The organism is Anaerovirgula multivorans, from assembly GCF_900188145.1.
GTDB lineage: Bacteria > Bacillota > Clostridia > Peptostreptococcales > Natronincolaceae > Anaerovirgula > Anaerovirgula multivorans.
Window position 1 is genome coordinate 43,653 of sequence record NZ_FZOJ01000016.1, and the last position, 18,290, is coordinate 61,942.

Genomic DNA, 18,290 nt, shown 5'->3' on the forward strand with positions numbered 1-18,290 from the left:
TATTCCACAGTTGATTACTATTATATCCTTTCAGACTGTTTTTTTCAATATTTTACCCTAATTTCCATTTTTCTATCAACTGTAAGAAAAAAAGTAGCCCTCACGACTACTTTTTTTCTTTATTACCTAGGGCAGCGGCAAAATCGATTGTATCATTGGAATAATTATTTCTTGTCTCAGCAGGTTTAATTTCCATTGCCAGTTCAATAACCTCTTCAATATATTCCACTGGAATAACTTCAATTTTGAACTCTTTAAATCGTTCTTGATAATTATCCTTTGGTATCAATACCCGTGTACATCCTGCTTCCTTGGCAGCTTCAATCTTAGCCATGATACCTCCTACTGGTTTAACCGTCCCTCGAATTGAAATTTCTCCCGTCATTGCTAATCGGTGATCTACCGGCTGATTCGTTATAGCAGAATATATGGCGGTCACCATGGTGATGCCAGCTGAGGGCCCATCTATAGGAACACCCCCAGGAAAGTTCACATGAATATCATAATCCTTAGGATCAACCTTAAAAAACTTTTTAATCACAGTTAATACATTGTCCACAGAATCAGAGGCAGTACTTCTTCTTTGATAGCTTCTTCCTGAAGCATTGGTTTCTTCTCTATCAATAATTCCTGTAACAATCATCCTACCACGCCCTTTTGTAGGAAGCTTGATAGTCGATACTTCAATTTCTATCATCATACCTATATTAGGCCCTAAGACAGCTAACCCATTAACATATCCAACCGCGGGAGCTTCTCCAATTTTTTTGCTAGGCCTTGGGCTATAATGACCACTTTCAATCACCCATTGCACATCCTGCAGGGTAATTTTTTTTCTGCCTTCTGTTAGAGCTAACCCTCCGGTAATTTGTATAATGTTTACAGCTTCTCTACCATTGGTTGCATATTTCTTGATTTCTTCTATCGCTCTTTCTTCTATTTCAAAATTACTTTTATCGCAGGCATTTTTGCTAATACAACCAACTTCTTCTGGCGTTAATGGTCGAAAGTAAATCTCAACGCATCTAGATCTTAAGGCTGATGGAAGATCCCCTGGAGACTTTGTGGTTGCACCTACTAGTCTAAAATCTGCTGGTAATCCATTTTTAAAAATTTCATGAATGTGCTGAGGAATATTTTCCTCCTCTGAATTATAGTAAGCACTTTCTAAAAACACTTTTCTATCCTCTAAAACCTTTAATAACTTATTCATTTGTACAGGATGTAATTCTCCAATTTCATCTAAAAATAACATTCCACCGTGGGCTTTTGTTACAGCACCAGGTTTAGGTTGTGGAATCCCTGCTTGTCCTAATGGCCCAGCCCCTTGATATATAGGATCATGTACTGATCCCATTAAGGGATCCGCAATGCCTCTATCATCAAACCTTAAGGTTGTAGCATCCATCTCTATAAACTTAGACCTTTCATTAAAGGGAGATATATCACTTTTTTTTGCTTCTTCTAAAACTACTCTTGCTGCCGCTGTCTTTCCTACCCCTGGTGGTCCATATATGATTACATGCTGTGGATTGGGGCTGCATAAAGCTGCCTTTAATGCCTTTAAACCATCTTCTTGGCCTATAATGTCCTTAAAGGAAGATGGTCTTGTATGTTCTGCTAATGGTATCGTTAAAGCATTTTCTCTTAAAAGTTTAAGCTTTTCCATTTCCTTTTTTGATTCCTTTTCTATTGCTGACTTGTTCCCCTGTTGATTTTTTAATAGACCTAAAAAATAAAGGCCAATAACTACTGCAAAAAAGAACTGAACTAAGTAAAAAATGTTCGGCAAAATGTGACCTCCTCTCATTGTCTTACAATTTTAGTATGCACATAGAGAGGCTATTTATCCTGCATCAAAAGCTGTCATTAAAAGCAACTATAGTTATTTATTTCAAATAAATTCAGCTACAATTCAATAGGATTAAACCTTTCTGTAAATTGTAGCCGAATTTTATGTTATACTAAAATTATTGACTTATAACATATATTACTATAATTTATGGGGGGTAAATATGAAGGATTATTTGAAACTGTTCAACATTTTTTTTCGTGTAGGTGCCTTTACTTTTGGTGGCGGCTATGCGATGATTCCAATTATACAAAAGGAAATTGTTGAAAACAATCAATTGATTGATGAAAGCGAATTTTTAGATATTATAGCTGTTGCCCAAAGCTTACCAGGTCCTATTGCTGTCAATACAGCGGTTTTTGTTGGTTATAAATTAAAGGGTTTCTTAGGAGCAGTAGCAACCTTATTAGGGACTATTCTTCCTTCTCTAGTAGTTATTATCATATTGGCAATTTTTTATGATAGAATCAAAGATGTTCATTCTATACAATTGTTTTTCCAAGGGGTAAGACCAGCTATCGTTGCATTAATTTTCATGTCAGCGATTAAGCTTTCTAAGTCAATTTCTAAAAATCGTTTCAATATACTATTGATGTCCTTTGCCTTTATTGGTATTGTATTTTTGAAAATACATCCTATTTTCATCGTGATCCTTTGCGCAATAGCAGGATTGTTACATAGAAAAAAGGAGGGTGAATATGGAACTCATTAGATTATTTTGGGCTTTTTTAAAAATAGGTGCCTTTAGCTTTGGTGGTGGTTATGCCATGCTTCCCTTAATCGAGGAGGAAGTAGTAAATAACTATCAATGGCTTACTTCTACAGAATTTGTAGATATCATTGCCATATCTCAAATGTCACCTGGTCCAATTGCAGTCAATGCTGCTACCTTTGTAGGTTTTAGACACTACGGTGTCTTAGGCTCTATTATTGCCACCTTTGGTGTGGTTTTTGCTTCGTTTTTTCTTGTAATGACATTTGCTAGGATCATTATTAAATATAAAAAATCCTTCTTTGTGGAAGGAATATTTGCAGGCATTCGTCCCTCTGTTATCGGTTTAATTGCAGCTGCTTGTGTATCCTTGTTCCAAACCTCGATTGTAGATATTAAGAGTTTACTGATTAGTATATTGGTACTAATCATACTATATAAATCAAAGCTTCATCCTATTGGAATCATCATGTTATCAGGAGTCTTTGGTATTATTCTTTATTCTATATAATCAAATAATCGAAGAGACAGATTCTAGGATAACATGGGTTCAGTTAACGCCTATGATATTCATTTAAGGATTTATCCTTCGGTGTATTGCTAAGACTCCCGCTTCTTCTAGATAAACAAACTAAGCGACTAACACAAAATCAAAGATTTTGGTTATCTGCTTATAGATAAACAAACTAAGTGACCAACACGAAAGTTAGAAACCAAACTTTCGGTTGTCTACTTAAAGCGGGAGATCAAGCACTACATCCTCGAAGTAAATTCGGCTACAATTCAGTGGGAGTAAAAACTCCCTCTGAATTAAGTCTCATTTTATAGTACTGCTAAATCTTCGTCCTTAGGATCGCATATAAACATATGACCTGGTGAATGAGTTATCATTAATTCAGGTTTGCTAGTCATAGCTATAGATTGGGGGGTCACTCCGCATGCCCAAAATACTGGTACCTCTCCTTCTTTTATGATCGAAGGATCACCAAAATCTGGTTTATTTATATCTACTATGCCTATTTGACTTGGGTCTCCAATATGTACTGGTGCACCATGCACTTGTGGAAATCTAGATGTAGCTTGTACAGCTCTTGGAATTAAATTATAGGGTATAGGCCTCATACTAACTACCATTTTGCCATGAAAGTTTCCTGCTGGTTTAGTTTCAATATTTGTAATATACATAGGCACATTATGGTTATCTTCAATATGTCTAATTGGAATAGAAGCATTTAGCATTGCTGATTCGAATGAGAAACTACAGCCTATTAAAAATCCTACTAAATCGTCCCTCCAGTATTTTTCTATATCAGTTACTTCATCTACTAAAACCCCATGCTTATAGATTCTATATTTTGGTATATCGTATCTTAAATCTGCATCTTTTGCCATTAATTTTGGTTCTGGATTGCCTACATCTGTTACATCCAGTATAGGACATGCCTTTGGGTTTCTTTGAGCAAATAACAGAAAATCAAAAGCTAAGTTTTTTGGCACGATTGCCAAGTTTGCTTGAATATGTCCTCTACACATTCCGGAAGTTGGTTTCATCAAGTCTCCCTTTCTTATTAATTCTCTTACTTCTTTCGGTTCCATATTGGCTAGGTCTAACATTTTTTCGCCTTAATCTCAGGCTTCCCCCCTTAAGTATATTTTAAGAATCAAATGCCTCTTAAACATTGTTCTATACTCATGAGCTAATTCCTCTTTTCTTTTGCTATTCTTGATAGCTTTCAACAGTCCTATAGCATTGTATTGTATCTTTATTTCGGAATCAATGAAGCTGTTCCCTTGATTTTTTCTATTTCCTTGATTTTGACCTAAAAAAAGCCTTAACGTTTATATCGTTAAGACTTTTTTATATTACGACGCCGATTCCTTTGGCTTTTTTTTATTTTTTGATGAGTTCCCACTTTTTAATACCACAGTAGGATGATCGCCTTTATCAACTGTATCTTTAGTGATAAGAACCTTTTCAATATCATCTCTAGATGGAATATCATACATAATATCCATCATAAGACTTTCTAAAATACCTCGAAGCCCCCTAGCACCTGTTTTTCTTTCTATTGCTTTTTTCGCTATAAGCTCAAGAGCTGGTGTTTCGAAGTCTAAATCAACATCTTCAATCTCAAACAATTTTTTATATTGTTTTACCAGTGCGTTTTTAGGCTCTGTTAAGATTTGGATTAATGATTCTTCATCTAATTGGTCTAAAGTTACCACTACCGGCAATCTGCCTACAAATTCTGGAATCAATCCATATTTTAATAAATCCTCAGGTTGAATTTGCTTTAATAGGGTTCCTATATCCAATTTTTGCTTACTTGCAATCTCTGCACCAAAACCCATAGATTTCTTGCCTGTTCGTTTCTGAATAATACTATCTATTCCATCAAAAGCTCCACCACAGATAAATAAAATATTAGTTGTATCAATTTGTATAAACTCTTGATGCGGATGTTTTCTTCCACCTTGTGGTGGAACACTTGCAACGGTTCCCTCAAGGATCTTTAATAGGGCTTGTTGTACACCCTCACCACTCACATCTCGAGTAATTGATGGATTTTCAGACTTTTTAGCTATCTTATCTACCTCATCAATATAAATAATGCCTTTTTCAGCTTTTTCTATATCATAGTCTGCAGCTTGAATTAACTTTAATAAAATATTTTCTACATCCTCACCTACATATCCAGCTTCTGTAAGAGAAGTAGCATCCGCAATAGCGAAAGGTACATTTAATAGCTTTGCTAAGGTTTGTGCAAGTAAAGTCTTACCAGACCCTGTCGGCCCTAACATCACTATATTACTCTTTTGTAGTTCAACGTCTTCGCTCTTAATGTCCATATTTACTCTTTTGTAGTGATTATAAACGGCAACAGCTAAAGCTTTTTTTGCCGGTTCTTGGCCTACAACGTACTGATCTAATATGGATTTGATTTCCTTTGGTTTAGGTAAATCTACTAAATCAATATCAAGATTGTCATCGAACTCTTCTTGAATAATTTCTTGACATAGCTCTATACATTCATCACAAATATATACATTAGGACCAGCAATAAGTCTTCTCACCTGATCCTGAGATTTACCGCAAAAGGAGCATTTTAGTTGCTTCTTATCCTCAAATCTAGACATCTTTACACCTCGCTTAATCCGCAATTATTTTCTTGCGGTAATCACTTCGTCAATAATACCGTACTCCTTTGATTCTGTAGCAGACATAAAGAAATCTCTATCTGTATCTTTTTTGATACGATCTAATGGCTGCCCTGTTCTTTCTGCTAAAATATCATTAATGGTATCTCTTGTTTTTAAGATTCTTTCTGCATGGATACGAATATCCTCTGCCTGACCACGGGTTCCTCCCAATGGTTGATGAATCATAATTTCAGCATTAGGTAGAGCATATCTTTTACCTTTTTTACCTGCTGTCAATAGGAATGCTCCCATACTAGCTGCCATACCTATACAGATGGTAGAAACGTCAGGTTTAATATAGTTCATAGTATCATAAATAGCCATTCCTGCAGTAATGGAACCTCCTGGACTATTTATGTATAATTGAATATCTTTATCAGGATCTTCTGCCTCTAAAAATATTAATTGTGCAACAATCAGACCTGCTGTTACATCATTTACTTCATCATTTAAAAGAATAATTCTATCCTTTAAAAGTCTTGAGTAAATATCATAAGATCTTTCTCCACGATTAGTTTGTTCAACAACTACTGGCACTAATGCCATAATACATCTCCTCCCAATATTTATCTTTATGCTATTTTAGCATTCTCTACTAAGAAGTCGATAGTTTTTCTTACAACTATATTGTCTTTAATATAAGACATATCTTCTTCCCTTAAAGTTGTTTTCAACTTATCAACCTCTTGCTTATATTGTTCTGCCATTTTTTCAATTTCTTGGTTTATTTCTTCTTCAGTAGCTTCGATGGCTTCTAGTTCACTAATTTTATCTAATACTATTTGTGTTTTTACCCTCTTTTTAGCATCTTCACTCATTTGATTTCTTAAATCTTCTTCTTTTGTACCTGTCATATTATAGTAGTATTCTAGGTTTAAACCTTGATAACTCAAGGAGAATTCAAAATCTTTTAACATGTTGTCAATTTGTCTTTCAACTACTGCATTAGGTAAACTAATTTCTACCTTATCAGCTACTGCTTCCACTACCTTATTTCTTAATTCTTGTTCTGATTTGTTTTTTGCTTCCTCTTCTAGTTTGCTTTTAATATCTGCTTTCAATTCTTCTAAAGTCTCAAATTCAGATACATCTTTAGCAAACTCATCATCTAATTGAGGTAGCTCTTTTTCCTTAATTTCATGAATCTTCACTTCAAAAATGGCTTCTTTACCTGCAAGTTCTTCACTATGGTATTCTGCTGGGAAAGTAACTTTTACTTCCGTTTTATCTCCTATACTTACACCAATCAGCTGTTCTTCAAATCCTGGAATAAATTGTCCTGAGCCAATGGTTAGACTTTGTTTCTCTGCTGTTCCACCTTCAAAAGCCTCTCCATTAAGCATTCCTTTGTAGTCGATGGTTACCATATCACCATCTTTTACAGGTCGATCTTCTACAGTAATCATTCTTGCACTTTTTTGTACTAATGCATCTACCTCTTTTTCAACATCCTCTTCCTGTACATTATACTCTTTTTTCTCTACTTCTATACCTTTATAATCACCTATTACCACTTCTGGCATGACCTCAGTGCCAACAGTAAGTACTACATCTTTTCCTTGTACTATTTCTTCCATATCCTCAATAGATGGACGATCTACAGGATTAATGTCATGCTCTTCTAAAGCTTTTTCATAGGCTTCAGGAAAAGCTAAATTAATTGCTTCTTCATAGAAAATTTCTGGTCCATAGTTTAATTGAATAATTTTTCTTGGTGCCTTACCTTTTCTAAAACCTGGAATATTAAATCTACTTTTTGTTTTGTTATAAGCTTTGTTAATAGCTTCTTCAAACTTTTCTGCACCTATTACTACCTTTAATGTTATTTTATTGTCTTCTCTTTTGATTACCTCTGAACTCATGCATGGTCCTCCTCATATTTAATTTTTGCATTTATTATCATATATATATATCATTAATTATACTATATATGTTATTAAATTTTAACAATTAATCCCCAAAGTATTCCAAGTTCATAGTATCTCATGTTAAAAAAACATCCATAAAAAATCATTGGATGTTTAACACATACTATGTTACTTATCATTTTAATACTATCTAATTTCATTATTATTGTCAACATCATTAATCTTTTTTTATTCGTAGATTTTATAATTATTTTTATGCTAGTTTTGATTTTTATATTTCTTTGATATATCTACGTTACACCTTATCATTTAATAGTATTTATGTATTTACTTGATTTGACATCTACTTCCTCACAGAATATAATAAGGAACTAACCTAGGTCTAGCCCTATCCTTGGAAATATTTACTATATCTTTACATTCGAAAGGGGGACAACAAATTTGATAGAATTTAAAAAGGTAGTAAAATCTTATGATAAAAAAGTGAAAATTGTAAATGATTTAGATTTTAAAATCAACAAGGGAGAACTTGTGGTACTCATCGGTGAAAGTGGTTGTGGTAAAACTACCACCATGAAAATGATTAATCGATTGATTGAGCCCACTGCTGGTGAAATATCGATCAACGGAAAAAATATTATGGACTTTAATCCTATAGAATTACGTAGAAATATAGGTTATGTTATCCAAAAAGTTGGACTTCTTCCTCACATGACAGTTGGGGAAAACATCGAACTGGTTCCTTACCTTCAGAAATGGGATAAGAAAAAGCGCAGAGCTAGAGCAGAGGAACTGCTGCAGCTAGTAAATCTTGAAACTTCTCAATTCATAGACAGATATCCTAATGAATTAAGTGGTGGTCAGCAGCAAAGGGTGGGAGTAGCTCGAGCCTTAGCTGTAAATCCAGATATTATATTAATGGACGAACCCTTTAGTGCCGTAGATCCTCTTACTCGAGATCAGCTTCAAGAGGAACTGGCGAAGCTTCAGGATGAAGTAAAAAAAACAATTGTATTTGTGACCCATGATATGGACGAAGCCCTAAAGCTTGGTGATAGAATTGCTGTAATGAAGGATGGTAAAATTCTTCAATATGATACTCCTGAAAACATCTTAAAAAATCCTATCGACGATTTCGTAGAATACTTTGTTGGCAAAGATAGACTATGGAAATCTCCAGAAATGCTTTTTGCTAAAGACATCATGAATAAAAAACCCCCTTTAATCCTACAGGATAGAACCCCTGCTAATGCAGTAGAAATTATGAAGGAAAAAAATGTGGAATACCTACTGGTGGTTAACGAAATTGGTGATAAACCAAAAAAACTTTTTGGCGTCATTACTCCAAGGGAGCTAAGCGGCAAGGGAGTTTCTTCTTATAAAATGAAGGACATTATGCGAAGAGAGTTGACAACAGTAACAGAGAAAACCAACATGGTACATGTGCTGCAAATCATGAAGGATAAAAAAATTAAAAACCTTCCTGTCATTGGAGAAGAAGATGGTTTATTAAAGGGATTAATCACCCACACCAGCATACTAAACATCTTGACAGAAGCTATTTCAGTTTTTGATGATGAAAGGGAGGGATATTAATGCCAAAAATGACATTTTGGGAATTTTTTCTTGAAAGGTACCCTGACGTTATCGCCCAAACCATTCGGCATTTACAGTTAACTGGTATATCCGTAGCTATCGCAATCCTTATTGGTGTTCCTCTAGGTATCTATATTACTAAAAGTAAATATGCTGCTAAATACATACTAGGAGTAGCAAATATATTTCAAACGCTGCCAAGCTTAGCGTTATTTGGCCTATTGCTTCCATTATTCGGTATTGGTATCAAGCTTGCTGCCTTTGTATTACTGTTATATGCTTTACTACCTATTATAAAAAACACCTATACTGGGATTAACGGAGTAGATGAAGCTATTATTGAAGCTGGTAGAGGGATGGGTATGACCTCAGGACAGCTATTAATGATGGTACAAATTCCATTAGCTCTTCCTATCATTATGGCAGGTATTAGAATTTCTACTGTAATTAATATTGGTACCGCCACGATAGCTGCATTAATTGGTGCTGGTGGACTGGGAAGCTTTATCTTTAGAGGGATTTCTATGAACAATAATAACTTGATTCTTCTAGGAGCAGTTCCAGCGGCCCTATTGGCGTTGTTTGTGGATTGGCTTTTAGGTATAGTCGAATATCGAATTACACCTAAAGGTATTAGAAAATAACAAAGCCTTCCTTTAGAAAGTTTATAGGATGACTTTAGTTGAAACCAATAGAAAATTATACAAAGAATATAATTTTCCATTGGTTATAAATTAATAAAAGGAGGATGATTATGTATTTATTAAGAAACAAAAAGATTTTATTAGTAATTTCTATCATGTTGATGGTTAGCTTGGCTCTCGTTGGCTGTGGAGGAGGTAATACTACTGACGAAATCTCTACTGGAGAAAATGGTGAACCAGCCAATACCAACGGAGGAAACATAACCATTGGAGCAAAAAACTTCACAGAATCTATTTTGCTAGGAAACATTTTCAAAGTATTAATCGAGGAAAAGACAGATATTAACGTAACCGTAACAGAGCTTGGAGGCACAATGATTGCCTTTGAAGCATTAAAAAATAATGATATCCAGATGTATCCTGAATACACAGGTACTGGATACATTACAATCCTAGGACATGAGGAAATTTTATCCCCTGAAGAAACCTATGAAATAGTAAAAAATGAGTTTAGGGAAGAATGGAATTTCGAATGGTTAAGTGAGTTAGGTTTTAATAACACCTATACCCTATCATTACGTCAGGATTCTATAGAAGAGCTTGGTATAAAAACATTTTCTGATTTGGTAAATGTAGCAGGAGAATTGAAGCTAGGTGCTACAATGGAATTTGTAGAAAGACAGGATGGTCTTCCTGGACTTAATCAGGCTTATGGCTTTGAATTTGGTGATGTAATCGACTTAGATCCTGGTTTAATGTATACAGCTGTAAAAGAAGAACAGGTTGATGTCATCACAGCCTTTGCAACCGACGGAAGAATTCCTGCCTTTAATTTAGGCATATTGGAAGATGATCTAAATTTCTTTCCACCATATTTCGCAGCACCTCTAGTTCGAGGAGATCTTTTAGAGCAGTATCCTGAATTAATCAATATACTAAATGAATTAGAAGGCAAAATTAATGATGACACGATGGCTCAATTGAACTACACCGTGGACGAATCTGCAAGATCCGAAGAAGCTGTAGCTAGAGAATTCTTAGAGTCTATAGGATTAATATAATATTTTAAGAGTAGAGGAATATTCCTCTACTCTTATCTTTTGGTATAAAAAACACCTCTAACGAGGATTTCCACCTCTTTTAACTACTTTCTCGTTCAACAAAGCTATAATTTAGTACTACTTTTCTATTTTCTAATGTTTCGTCATTTAGTATCTTCGTTAAAACCCTCATTCCTATTGCTCCCATTTCATACATAGGCTGAGCAACAGTTGATAGAGAGGGATATACTTTTCCTGCCATATCTATGTTATCAAAACCTACTATAGCTAATTCATCTGGAATAGTAATGCCCTTTTCTAATGCAGCCCGCATAGCTCCTATAGCCATTTCGTCACTAGCAACGAAAATAGCTGTGGGAGGATTGTTTAAGCTCAGTAGCTTTTTTGCTCCCTCATAACCACTCTTGAAACGGTATCCACCTTCAACAACCAATTCTTCGCTATATACTATTCCTGCTTTCTCCAATGCCTCTACATACCCTTCTCTTCTAGTAATACCAACGATAGGATCGTAGGCTTTACCTGTGATTATGGCTATTCTCTCATGTCCCTTTTTGATTAAATAGTTGACAACATCTTTACTAGCCTGTCCATTATTTATGGTAACTGACGGTAAATCTCCGTAATCAGTCCCAATCAACACAATAGGTATATCGCAGGCTTGAAATTTTTTCTCTAATTCTTCAGGAATAATATTGCCCATAAAAATCATTCCATCTACTTGCTTTTCTTCTAATACATTAAAATATTGTATTTCCTTTTCTTTATCCATATCAGTATTGCATAGAAAAATATTGTATTCGTACATATTAGCAACATCTTCTACACCCCTCACTACCTCTGGAAAAAACTGGTTAGAAATATCAGGAATCATAATTCCTATTGTCTTCGTATTCTTGATTTTTAAACTTCTCGCAATGGCATTTGGCTTGTATCCTAGCTCCTCTATTGCCTTTAATACTTTTTCCTTGGTTTTAGGCCTGACAGCTTTACTGTCATTTACAACCCTAGATACAGTAGAAATAGATACACCAGCTTTTCTGGCTACATCCTTTATATTGAATTTCATAGGTTTCCTCACCTCTCCATATTGTTTCTCACTTAGTTTTATCCAATTTTATACTTTTCATGAATAAATGTCAATTAATAGTTCATAATATTTCATTTTCTTGCAAAAAAGATATTAAAATTCAGAAAAAAAACCATAAGCTTTTCCTATGGTAGAAATATCCTCTATAGTTTTCTTATTGCTAGAAAGAGATCAATAACTATTGTGATACCAGTAATACTCAAAGCTAAAAAAGAAAAAATCATGTGGTTGAGATATTCTATCCCTAGTGCTAAAAAACCTACTATGATCACCATAGTAAAAACAAATATACTATAATCATACTTTTTCATACATCTTCAATCCTTTCCTCACAACTGTCACAAATACATCATATGATGCTACTGCTAAGAACATGTTATGGAATGGAAAAAAACATGTAAAAAAAATAATCAATTACAGTTTATGTCAGAAAATTCTATATTGATTTTTTCAAGCTGACTTACTTCTACTTTTATTGGTCTATAATTTCTTTTATTTCTGCCATCCTCTAGAAGGGGCTTGACAGGAATTTCTATAATGAACTTACTACCTTCTCCTGGTTTACTTTTTAAAGAAATTGTGCCTTCATGCATTTCTATTAACGCTTTAGTGAGAGATAGACCCAAACCACTTCCCTCATGGCTTCTTGTTAGAAGATCTTCCCCCTGTCTAAATCTATCAAAAATGATTTTTTGCTTTTCTTCTGTTATACCTCTTCCAGTGTCTTTTACAATAATTTGAATTTTATCACTTATTTCTTTAATAGTTACCGTTATTTCTCCCCCAGAATTTGTGCATTTTATAGCATTAGATAATAAATTGAAGAGAATTCTTTCTATTTTATCATGATCACATAAAATTGCTTTTTCCTTTGTATTTGTAAAAAATTTAATTTTAATGTTACGATTTTTGACGTAATCTGCTATAGATAATGTGGTATTTTGAACAATATCTACGATATCATAGTTATCCATATTTACTTCATAAAAGCCAGAATCAATATTTGTTAAATCAATTATATTATTAGATAACCTCAACAGCCTATAACAATTTTGTTTCATGGTTCTTAGATGTTTGGTAGTTCTCACGTCCTGATGAATACCTTCATTTTGCATCTCTAGAAGCTGCAGTGTTCCTAAAATAACATTTAATGGGGTTCTAAGCTCATGAGATACGTTCCCTAGAAATTCTGTCTTTAAATGATCATATTCTAATCTCAATTGTAATTCTTCATTAATTTGCTTTTCTATAAATATGCTTTTTACTATTTCATTAAAGGAGCTGGCTAATTCCATTACTTCTTGTGGTTCCTTTAGTTCAATGAAATCAAGTTTCTGTTGTTTACTCATTTTATCAATATTACATTTCATTACATTAAATGGTTTTATAATCACCTTATTTAAATATTTTACCACAATTACAATAAATAGAAGTGATATTAGGGAGGTTATTATGGCATTCTTATAGACGGTTTCTCTTAGGAGTCCCTCTACATAATATAATTGCTCTTCAGCACTATACTTTCCCAACTGCAACAATATGTTAGGAATTGACAGGTTGTTTAAAAAGAAATAGATAGCCAGAGGAATCATCACCACACCAACCAAAATCCTTCCTAGTTTACCCTCCATGGTATTAAATTTATGCTCAAGAAATCTTACCCTCACCCTTCACCCCTCACCCCCATTTTGTTTTATAATTATACATTGATAATTATCTCTTTCAACTATACTTTAATATGATTGTCGAAGTCGCGAGATACATGTCGATGAACCGAGTTTTTTTTTTTACATTTTTTGTAAATAGTATAATTTTTGTATGATTCTCTATTTACTGTTCAAATTCTGTATCTTATTGTCAACTATTCTGCAATAATTTCTTATGATTCATTGTTTTTCCTAGAATTTATATACTTAAAGTTTCAATGCTTTAGCTCCATTTTCAAAGCACATTTCCTCAATTTTTTGTCTGCTTAAACCAGTTCTTTCAAAATGCTTTATTTCATCTAATAAACCACTTCCATGACCTACTTTATAAGCTCCAGCATCACTACCTAAAGCTATCTTTGTACCTATTTTCATAGCTTTTTCTATATTCTTAATCTGTCCGTCATATACCCTATAAATAACATCCCGTTCCTTTTGAAATCTCATATCATCAGAAGCTAGAATATTACCTAAAGGGGCAAGGGTAGGGATCCATATAATACTTTTTTCAGCCATATGATAAAGTTCTGCCTCTGAGATTAAATATCCATGTTCAATCGTATCAACACCTGCTTCAATCGCTCTTTTTACTCCCTCTTCACCATTAGCGTGAATCATCACTGGTATATTATGATACTTTGCCGTTTCAACCATATATTTCAATTCATCTATCGAGAAAGCGGTTTCTCCAACCTCCCCATATTTTTTGAAGCTCACCATCCCCGTCATTACAATTTTTAAATGGTCTAATCTATTATTTAAAAGGATCTGAAACTCTTTTTTAAAACTGTTCACATCAACAATTGACTTACCTAAAAAGGCGCCATAATGTCCTTGTTTATAAATAGCATATATAGGGGATTTGTAGATCATACCCTCTGTTTCAGCTATTTCTCTAGCTAATTTAGAAACTTCAAGGCCATCTCCTCCATCCCTTACTATACTGATTTTATACTTTTTATATCTTCTTAGGATTTCTTTTATGTATTTTATTTTCTTATCTATACTGGCGGCTTCCCACAGCTTTTTATTATACAGGTTATTAAAAGCAACGTGGACATGGGCGTCAATCAACATTGTATTACCTACTCTCTGTATTGTAAATTTAGAAACTCTTTAGAGACTCTATTGTTCTTTTCATTTAAGAACATAATCCTATTATCTTATATATATCAATAAACTTCAAACCCATAATTTATCCTTTAGTGTATTGCTAAGGCTCTCACTTCAAATAAACAAACTTAATGGTATTATTCTTTAATCACCCTTTTTGTTTTTACACATAGAATGATTAGAAAAAGATCATGTAAGGTGGGTGAAAAAAGTGCAATACATAAACCAATTTTCAAACTATAGAAAATTGATTGCAGGTATTGATACAAAAGTACCTTTAAGCAATAGTAGATACTCTACTGCCATTAACTTTGATAATGCTGCTACAACCCCTCCCCTTCTCCCAGTACTAGAGGAAATCATTAAATTTTCTCCTTGGTATGCTTCAGTCCATCGAGGTGCAGGCTACAAATCTCAATATTCATCTCAATTATATGAGGATGCTCGGAGCATTGTCGCTGATTATGTAGGCGCCAACCTAACTCATCATACGGTAATATTCGTAAAAAATACTACTGAAGCTATTAACAAGCTTTCAAATAGATTACTAAGCAGCTACGGAGATGCTGTGGTTCTATCTACTTGTATGGAACACCACTCCAATGATTTACCCTGGAGAAATAAGTACCAAGTTGACTACATTGATATAGATCAGGAGGGAAAGCTTTCTATAGAAGATTTACAAGAAAAACTTAGACAATATAGAGGAAAAGTAAAGCTTGTTACGATCACTGGGGCTTCAAATGTAACTGGCTATAAAAATCCTATCCACGAAATAGCTCAATTGGTTCATGAATATGGTGCTGAAATTCTAGTGGATGGAGCACAATTAGTACCTCATGCTCCTGTAAATATGAAATCCCCTGATGATCCTAGACATATTGATTATCTAGCATTTTCAGGCCATAAAATGTATGCTCCCTTTGGCACCGGTGTTTTAATTGGCTCTAAAAAAGCTTTTAAAAAGGGAGCACCGGATTATACTGGTGGAGGCACAGTTCAGCTAGTTACCCATCAGCATATTCAATGGCTTGATCCTCCCTTAAAGGAAGAAGCTGGTACTCAAAATGTAATGGGGGTAGTAGCCATGTCAAAGGCTATAAAGATTTTAAAGGATATTGGCATGGAAGAAATAGAAGATTATGAAAGAGGACTGACAGCCTATACCTTGAAGCAGTTGAGTCGTCTACCTCACCTCCAGTTATATGTTGATCGTCGTCATGTACATGATCGTGTCAGCATCATACCCTTTAATATAAAAGATATGCCTCATGACTTAGTAGCAAATATACTTTCTCAAGAGGCCGGTATTGCTGTTAGAAGTGGTTGTTTTTGTGCTCACCCCTATATTCAACGGTTATTAAATGTGCCTCAGGATGAAATGCAGAAACGAATTGAAGATCCTACACTTCCTCACCCTGGAGTAGTGCGGGTCAGTTATGGTTTCTATAATACCTATCAGGAAATAGACATCTTAATCAATACCCTTCACAAAATTCTTAATAATAAGAAGGCATTGATTGAAAAATATCAAAACAACCCTCACGTATAACTGCATAAAAGTAGATGACCATAAGTAGACAACAGAAAGTTTGGCTTGCAACTTTCGTGTTGGTCACTTATACAGAGTGCAAGTTTGATTTATAACTTTTGAGTCAGTCACTTTCACAGAGTGCAACAAGTAAAATGGCTACTATTTTCTGTAGCCTTTTTTTGCTTATCTAGTTTTTTACATAAGCATACGCCTCCAAATTATAAAGACGTATATTTATAAATCACATCGTCTCCTACGTATAATAAAAAATATAGCTTTGGTTAGACTAAAGCTTATACCGTTGATGGTAAAGAAGGATGGTAAATTCTATTAAATTTAAGGAGGTTACAGATTTGGAGAACAAAAAGATAAACCTTCTCATGTTTAGCGGGGAATATGATAAAGCGTTAGCAGCCTTAATCATCGCCAATACAGCTAGAGAAATGGAAGCTGAAGTAACAATATTCTTTGCTTTTTGGGGGTTATTTTTAATTAGAGATCCTGAAAAAATGACATTAGAAGATAAGACTACCTATGAAAAAATGTTCAGCATGATGACCCCAAAGGGACCAGAAGAATTACCTTTATCTAAAATGAATTTCAGTGGTTTAGGAAAACAAATGTTGCTGGAAATGATGGAAGAGGATGAAGCACCAAAGCTAATAGACTTTTTAAACGGTGCTGTTAAAAAAGGCGTACGCTTCTATGGCTGTAAACTATCTATGGAAATCATGGGATTAAAAAAGGAAGAGTTTATTCCTGAGCTAGAGGTAGTAGATGCAAAAACCTATTTACAAGACGCTTTAGCATCGGACATGCAGCTATTTATATAAAAAATTGGGAGAAAGCCGGATAGCTTCTCCCTTTCAATTGAATAAGAAAAGATGTTGAAATTTTAGATTATTGGCTAGTATTTTTAAATCTAACAGAAACTTGTTCCCTCATAATATATTCTCCGTCCTTTGCACTATATTCCCCAACCTCTAGTCTGCCTTCTTCTGCATCAGGAACAGGATATCTAATCTCATCCTGGAAATTACCCCAGTAGGGTCCACCCGCATCTGCCTGTAGATGTTCTTCATGGATGAGTTCATCTTCATCATCAATAATTCTTACCACAAAAGCACCTTCAAAGGCAATAATTCTTCCCCTCACTTCTACTGGATTATCTATCTCTTGATTTTCCTCTGGTAATTCTAATGTTGCAAAAACCAAAGTGCTTTCAGTAGGCAATTCTTCCCCCTCCGTAGTTCTCACTTCATATTCGGCTGCCATATCTGTATCAATTTGTAAAATGACAGAAGGATAAGCAATTGCCTGAGTAACTACATCCTCGTCATCGGGAACCATATACTCTATGTAAATCACTCTAGGGTATTCTTCTTCATCATAATCCACTACCCGAATCCCATAGCCTCCAGTAGGTCTTTCACCAGCATTGATTTTTACATAGGTTGCATCTGGATGCTGATGTATGTAAGCCCCCTCTTGATTCTCAAACTGCTGAAACCATTCCCTTATGGATTCTGGCACTGTAGCTTCCTCCACGATCCTCATTCTGTCTCGTAGATCCTCTTTAATCTCATGCTGCTCATTTGGAAGTTCCTCTCCTACATCTGTTGGATCTCCATTCTGCTGTGGTGGTGCTGGCTGTTCCTGAGGTTGGCAGGCTACCATAACTATAATTAGAAATATGCTCATAATCAACATACTAATTTTTCTCATCTTCATACCTCCTCTTCAATAAGGGCTTTGCCCGTCATTCAACGTTTTCAGTGGGAGATTAGACTCCCACTGAAAAAATTAAGTGGAACCCGCCGCCTATAGAGGCGGGGGACATCTTAATTTAGTTATATTTAAAATGCCCATATTTCTAATAGTTATTTTCTTTTTTCCCTTTAATTATTCAGTAT

At 34.5% G+C, this 18,290-nt stretch carries 17 protein-coding genes; 7 read left to right on the top strand and 10 right to left on the bottom strand.

Annotated features, from left to right (window positions below; genetic code table 11):
* Nucleotides 1-106 precede the first annotated feature (106 nt).
* Entirely contained in the window at nucleotides 107-1,792 is a 1,686-nt protein-coding gene (gene lonB, locus CHB72_RS15425; RefSeq protein ID WP_242975153.1) for an ATP-dependent protease LonB, read from the bottom strand.
* A 223-nt stretch (nucleotides 1,793-2,015) separates the two neighbouring features.
* Here lonB and CHB72_RS15430 point away from each other — a divergent pair, with 223 nt between their 5' ends.
* Complete coding sequence (locus CHB72_RS15430) at nucleotides 2,016-2,564, top strand: chromate transporter (RefSeq protein WP_089283788.1); 549 nt, start codon at nucleotides 2,016-2,018, stop codon at nucleotides 2,562-2,564.
* Nucleotides 2,551-3,075 (top strand): chromate transporter, encoded by a 525-nt coding sequence (locus tag CHB72_RS15435; RefSeq protein ID WP_089283789.1) that lies wholly within the window; start codon nucleotides 2,551-2,553, stop codon nucleotides 3,073-3,075. Before CHB72_RS15430 ends, CHB72_RS15435 begins: the two co-directional genes overlap by 14 nt.
* A 311-nt stretch (nucleotides 3,076-3,386) precedes the next feature.
* Here the strand turns inward: CHB72_RS15435 and CHB72_RS15440 are convergent, their stop codons facing one another.
* The 4 genes from CHB72_RS15440 to tig form a co-directional block, all read right to left on the bottom strand.
* On the bottom strand, nucleotides 3,387-4,178 hold the full coding sequence (locus CHB72_RS15440; RefSeq protein WP_089283790.1) for a putative hydro-lyase: 792 nt from the start codon (nucleotides 4,176-4,178) through the stop codon (nucleotides 3,387-3,389).
* 249 nt (nucleotides 4,179-4,427) lie between these two features.
* Entirely contained in the window at nucleotides 4,428-5,702 is a 1,275-nt protein-coding gene (gene clpX / locus CHB72_RS15445) for an ATP-dependent Clp protease ATP-binding subunit ClpX (protein ID WP_089283791.1), read from the bottom strand.
* Between the two features lie 24 nt (nucleotides 5,703-5,726).
* On the bottom strand, nucleotides 5,727-6,311 hold the full coding sequence (clpP, locus tag CHB72_RS15450) for an ATP-dependent Clp endopeptidase proteolytic subunit ClpP (RefSeq protein WP_089283792.1): 585 nt from the start codon (nucleotides 6,309-6,311) through the stop codon (nucleotides 5,727-5,729).
* 26 nt (nucleotides 6,312-6,337) lie between these two features.
* Complete coding sequence (gene tig / locus CHB72_RS15455) at nucleotides 6,338-7,627, bottom strand: trigger factor (protein ID WP_089283793.1); 1,290 nt, start codon at nucleotides 7,625-7,627, stop codon at nucleotides 6,338-6,340.
* A 447-nt stretch (nucleotides 7,628-8,074) separates the two neighbouring features.
* Here tig and CHB72_RS15460 point away from each other — a divergent pair, with 447 nt between their 5' ends.
* The 3 genes from CHB72_RS15460 (at nucleotide 8,075) to CHB72_RS15470 (ending at nucleotide 10,934) form a co-directional block, all read left to right on the top strand.
* Entirely contained in the window at nucleotides 8,075-9,229 is a 1,155-nt protein-coding gene (locus tag CHB72_RS15460) for a betaine/proline/choline family ABC transporter ATP-binding protein (protein WP_089283794.1), read from the top strand.
* A complete protein-coding gene (locus CHB72_RS15465; RefSeq protein ID WP_089283795.1) occupies nucleotides 9,229-9,873 on the top strand; it encodes an ABC transporter permease in 645 nt (214 codons plus the stop codon). Before CHB72_RS15460 ends, CHB72_RS15465 begins: the two co-directional genes overlap by 1 nt.
* A 110-nt stretch (nucleotides 9,874-9,983) precedes the next feature.
* Nucleotides 9,984-10,934 (top strand): ABC transporter substrate-binding protein, encoded by a 951-nt coding sequence (locus CHB72_RS15470; protein WP_176431405.1) that lies wholly within the window; start codon nucleotides 9,984-9,986, stop codon nucleotides 10,932-10,934.
* Nucleotides 10,935-11,013: 79 nt separating this feature from the next.
* Here CHB72_RS15470 and CHB72_RS15475 read toward each other — a convergent pair whose 3' ends face one another.
* The 4 genes from CHB72_RS15475 to CHB72_RS15485 form a co-directional block, all read right to left on the bottom strand.
* Nucleotides 11,014-12,015, bottom strand: coding sequence for a LacI family DNA-binding transcriptional regulator (locus tag CHB72_RS15475; protein ID WP_278277851.1), 1,002 nt, complete (start codon nucleotides 12,013-12,015; stop codon nucleotides 11,014-11,016).
* A 152-nt stretch (nucleotides 12,016-12,167) separates the two neighbouring features.
* The gene (locus CHB72_RS26655; protein ID WP_176431406.1) at nucleotides 12,168-12,335 is read right to left on the bottom strand and encodes a hypothetical protein; all 168 of its coding nucleotides are present in this window, start codon (nucleotides 12,333-12,335) and stop codon (nucleotides 12,168-12,170) included.
* 99 nt (nucleotides 12,336-12,434) lie between these two features.
* A complete protein-coding gene (locus tag CHB72_RS15480; protein ID WP_089283798.1) occupies nucleotides 12,435-13,691 on the bottom strand; it encodes a sensor histidine kinase in 1,257 nt (418 codons plus the stop codon).
* Nucleotides 13,692-13,937: 246 nt separating this feature from the next.
* Nucleotides 13,938-14,807: an amidohydrolase family protein gene (locus tag CHB72_RS15485; RefSeq protein ID WP_089283799.1), complete on the bottom strand. Its 870-nt coding sequence runs from the start codon at nucleotides 14,805-14,807 to the stop codon at nucleotides 13,938-13,940.
* Nucleotides 14,808-15,054: 247 nt separating this feature from the next.
* Here CHB72_RS15485 and CHB72_RS15490 point away from each other — a divergent pair, with 247 nt between their 5' ends.
* Together CHB72_RS15490 and CHB72_RS15495 are read left to right on the top strand one after the other, a co-directional pair.
* Nucleotides 15,055-16,395, top strand: coding sequence for an aminotransferase class V-fold PLP-dependent enzyme (locus CHB72_RS15490; protein ID WP_089283800.1), 1,341 nt, complete (start codon nucleotides 15,055-15,057; stop codon nucleotides 16,393-16,395).
* Nucleotides 16,396-16,730: 335 nt separating this feature from the next.
* Complete coding sequence (locus tag CHB72_RS15495; protein ID WP_330397053.1) at nucleotides 16,731-17,210, top strand: DsrE/DsrF/DrsH-like family protein; 480 nt, start codon at nucleotides 16,731-16,733, stop codon at nucleotides 17,208-17,210.
* A 67-nt stretch (nucleotides 17,211-17,277) separates the two neighbouring features.
* Here the strand turns inward: CHB72_RS15495 and CHB72_RS15500 are convergent, their stop codons facing one another.
* On the bottom strand, nucleotides 17,278-18,102 hold the full coding sequence (locus tag CHB72_RS15500; protein WP_089283802.1) for a Gmad2 immunoglobulin-like domain-containing protein: 825 nt from the start codon (nucleotides 18,100-18,102) through the stop codon (nucleotides 17,278-17,280).
* Nucleotides 18,103-18,290 lie beyond the last annotated feature (188 nt).

What these genes read in the sequence shown, in the direction of transcription:
- CHB72_RS15430 (WP_089283788.1), top strand. Translation starts at nt 2,016, where the DNA reads ATGAAGGATTATTTGAAACTGTTCAACATTTTTTTTCGTGTAGGTGCC.
- CHB72_RS15435 (WP_089283789.1), top strand. Translation starts at nt 2,551, where the DNA reads ATGGAACTCATTAGATTATTTTGGGCTTTTTTAAAAATAGGTGCCTTT.
- CHB72_RS15440 (WP_089283790.1), bottom strand. Translation starts at nt 4,178, where the DNA reads ATGTTAGACCTAGCCAATATGGAACCGAAAGAAGTAAGAGAATTAATA.
- clpX (WP_089283791.1), bottom strand. Translation starts at nt 5,702, where the DNA reads ATGTCTAGATTTGAGGATAAGAAGCAACTAAAATGCTCCTTTTGCGGT.
- clpP (WP_089283792.1), bottom strand. Translation starts at nt 6,311, where the DNA reads ATGGCATTAGTGCCAGTAGTTGTTGAACAAACTAATCGTGGAGAAAGA.
- tig (WP_089283793.1), bottom strand. Translation starts at nt 7,627, where the DNA reads ATGAGTTCAGAGGTAATCAAAAGAGAAGACAATAAAATAACATTAAAG.
- CHB72_RS15465 (WP_089283795.1), top strand. Translation starts at nt 9,229, where the DNA reads ATGCCAAAAATGACATTTTGGGAATTTTTTCTTGAAAGGTACCCTGAC.
- CHB72_RS15470 (WP_176431405.1), top strand. Translation starts at nt 9,984, where the DNA reads ATGTATTTATTAAGAAACAAAAAGATTTTATTAGTAATTTCTATCATG.
- CHB72_RS26655 (WP_176431406.1), bottom strand. Translation starts at nt 12,335, where the DNA reads ATGAAAAAGTATGATTATAGTATATTTGTTTTTACTATGGTGATCATA.
- CHB72_RS15485 (WP_089283799.1), bottom strand. Translation starts at nt 14,807, where the DNA reads ATGTTGATTGACGCCCATGTCCACGTTGCTTTTAATAACCTGTATAAT.
- CHB72_RS15500 (WP_089283802.1), bottom strand. Translation starts at nt 18,102, where the DNA reads ATGAGAAAAATTAGTATGTTGATTATGAGCATATTTCTAATTATAGTT.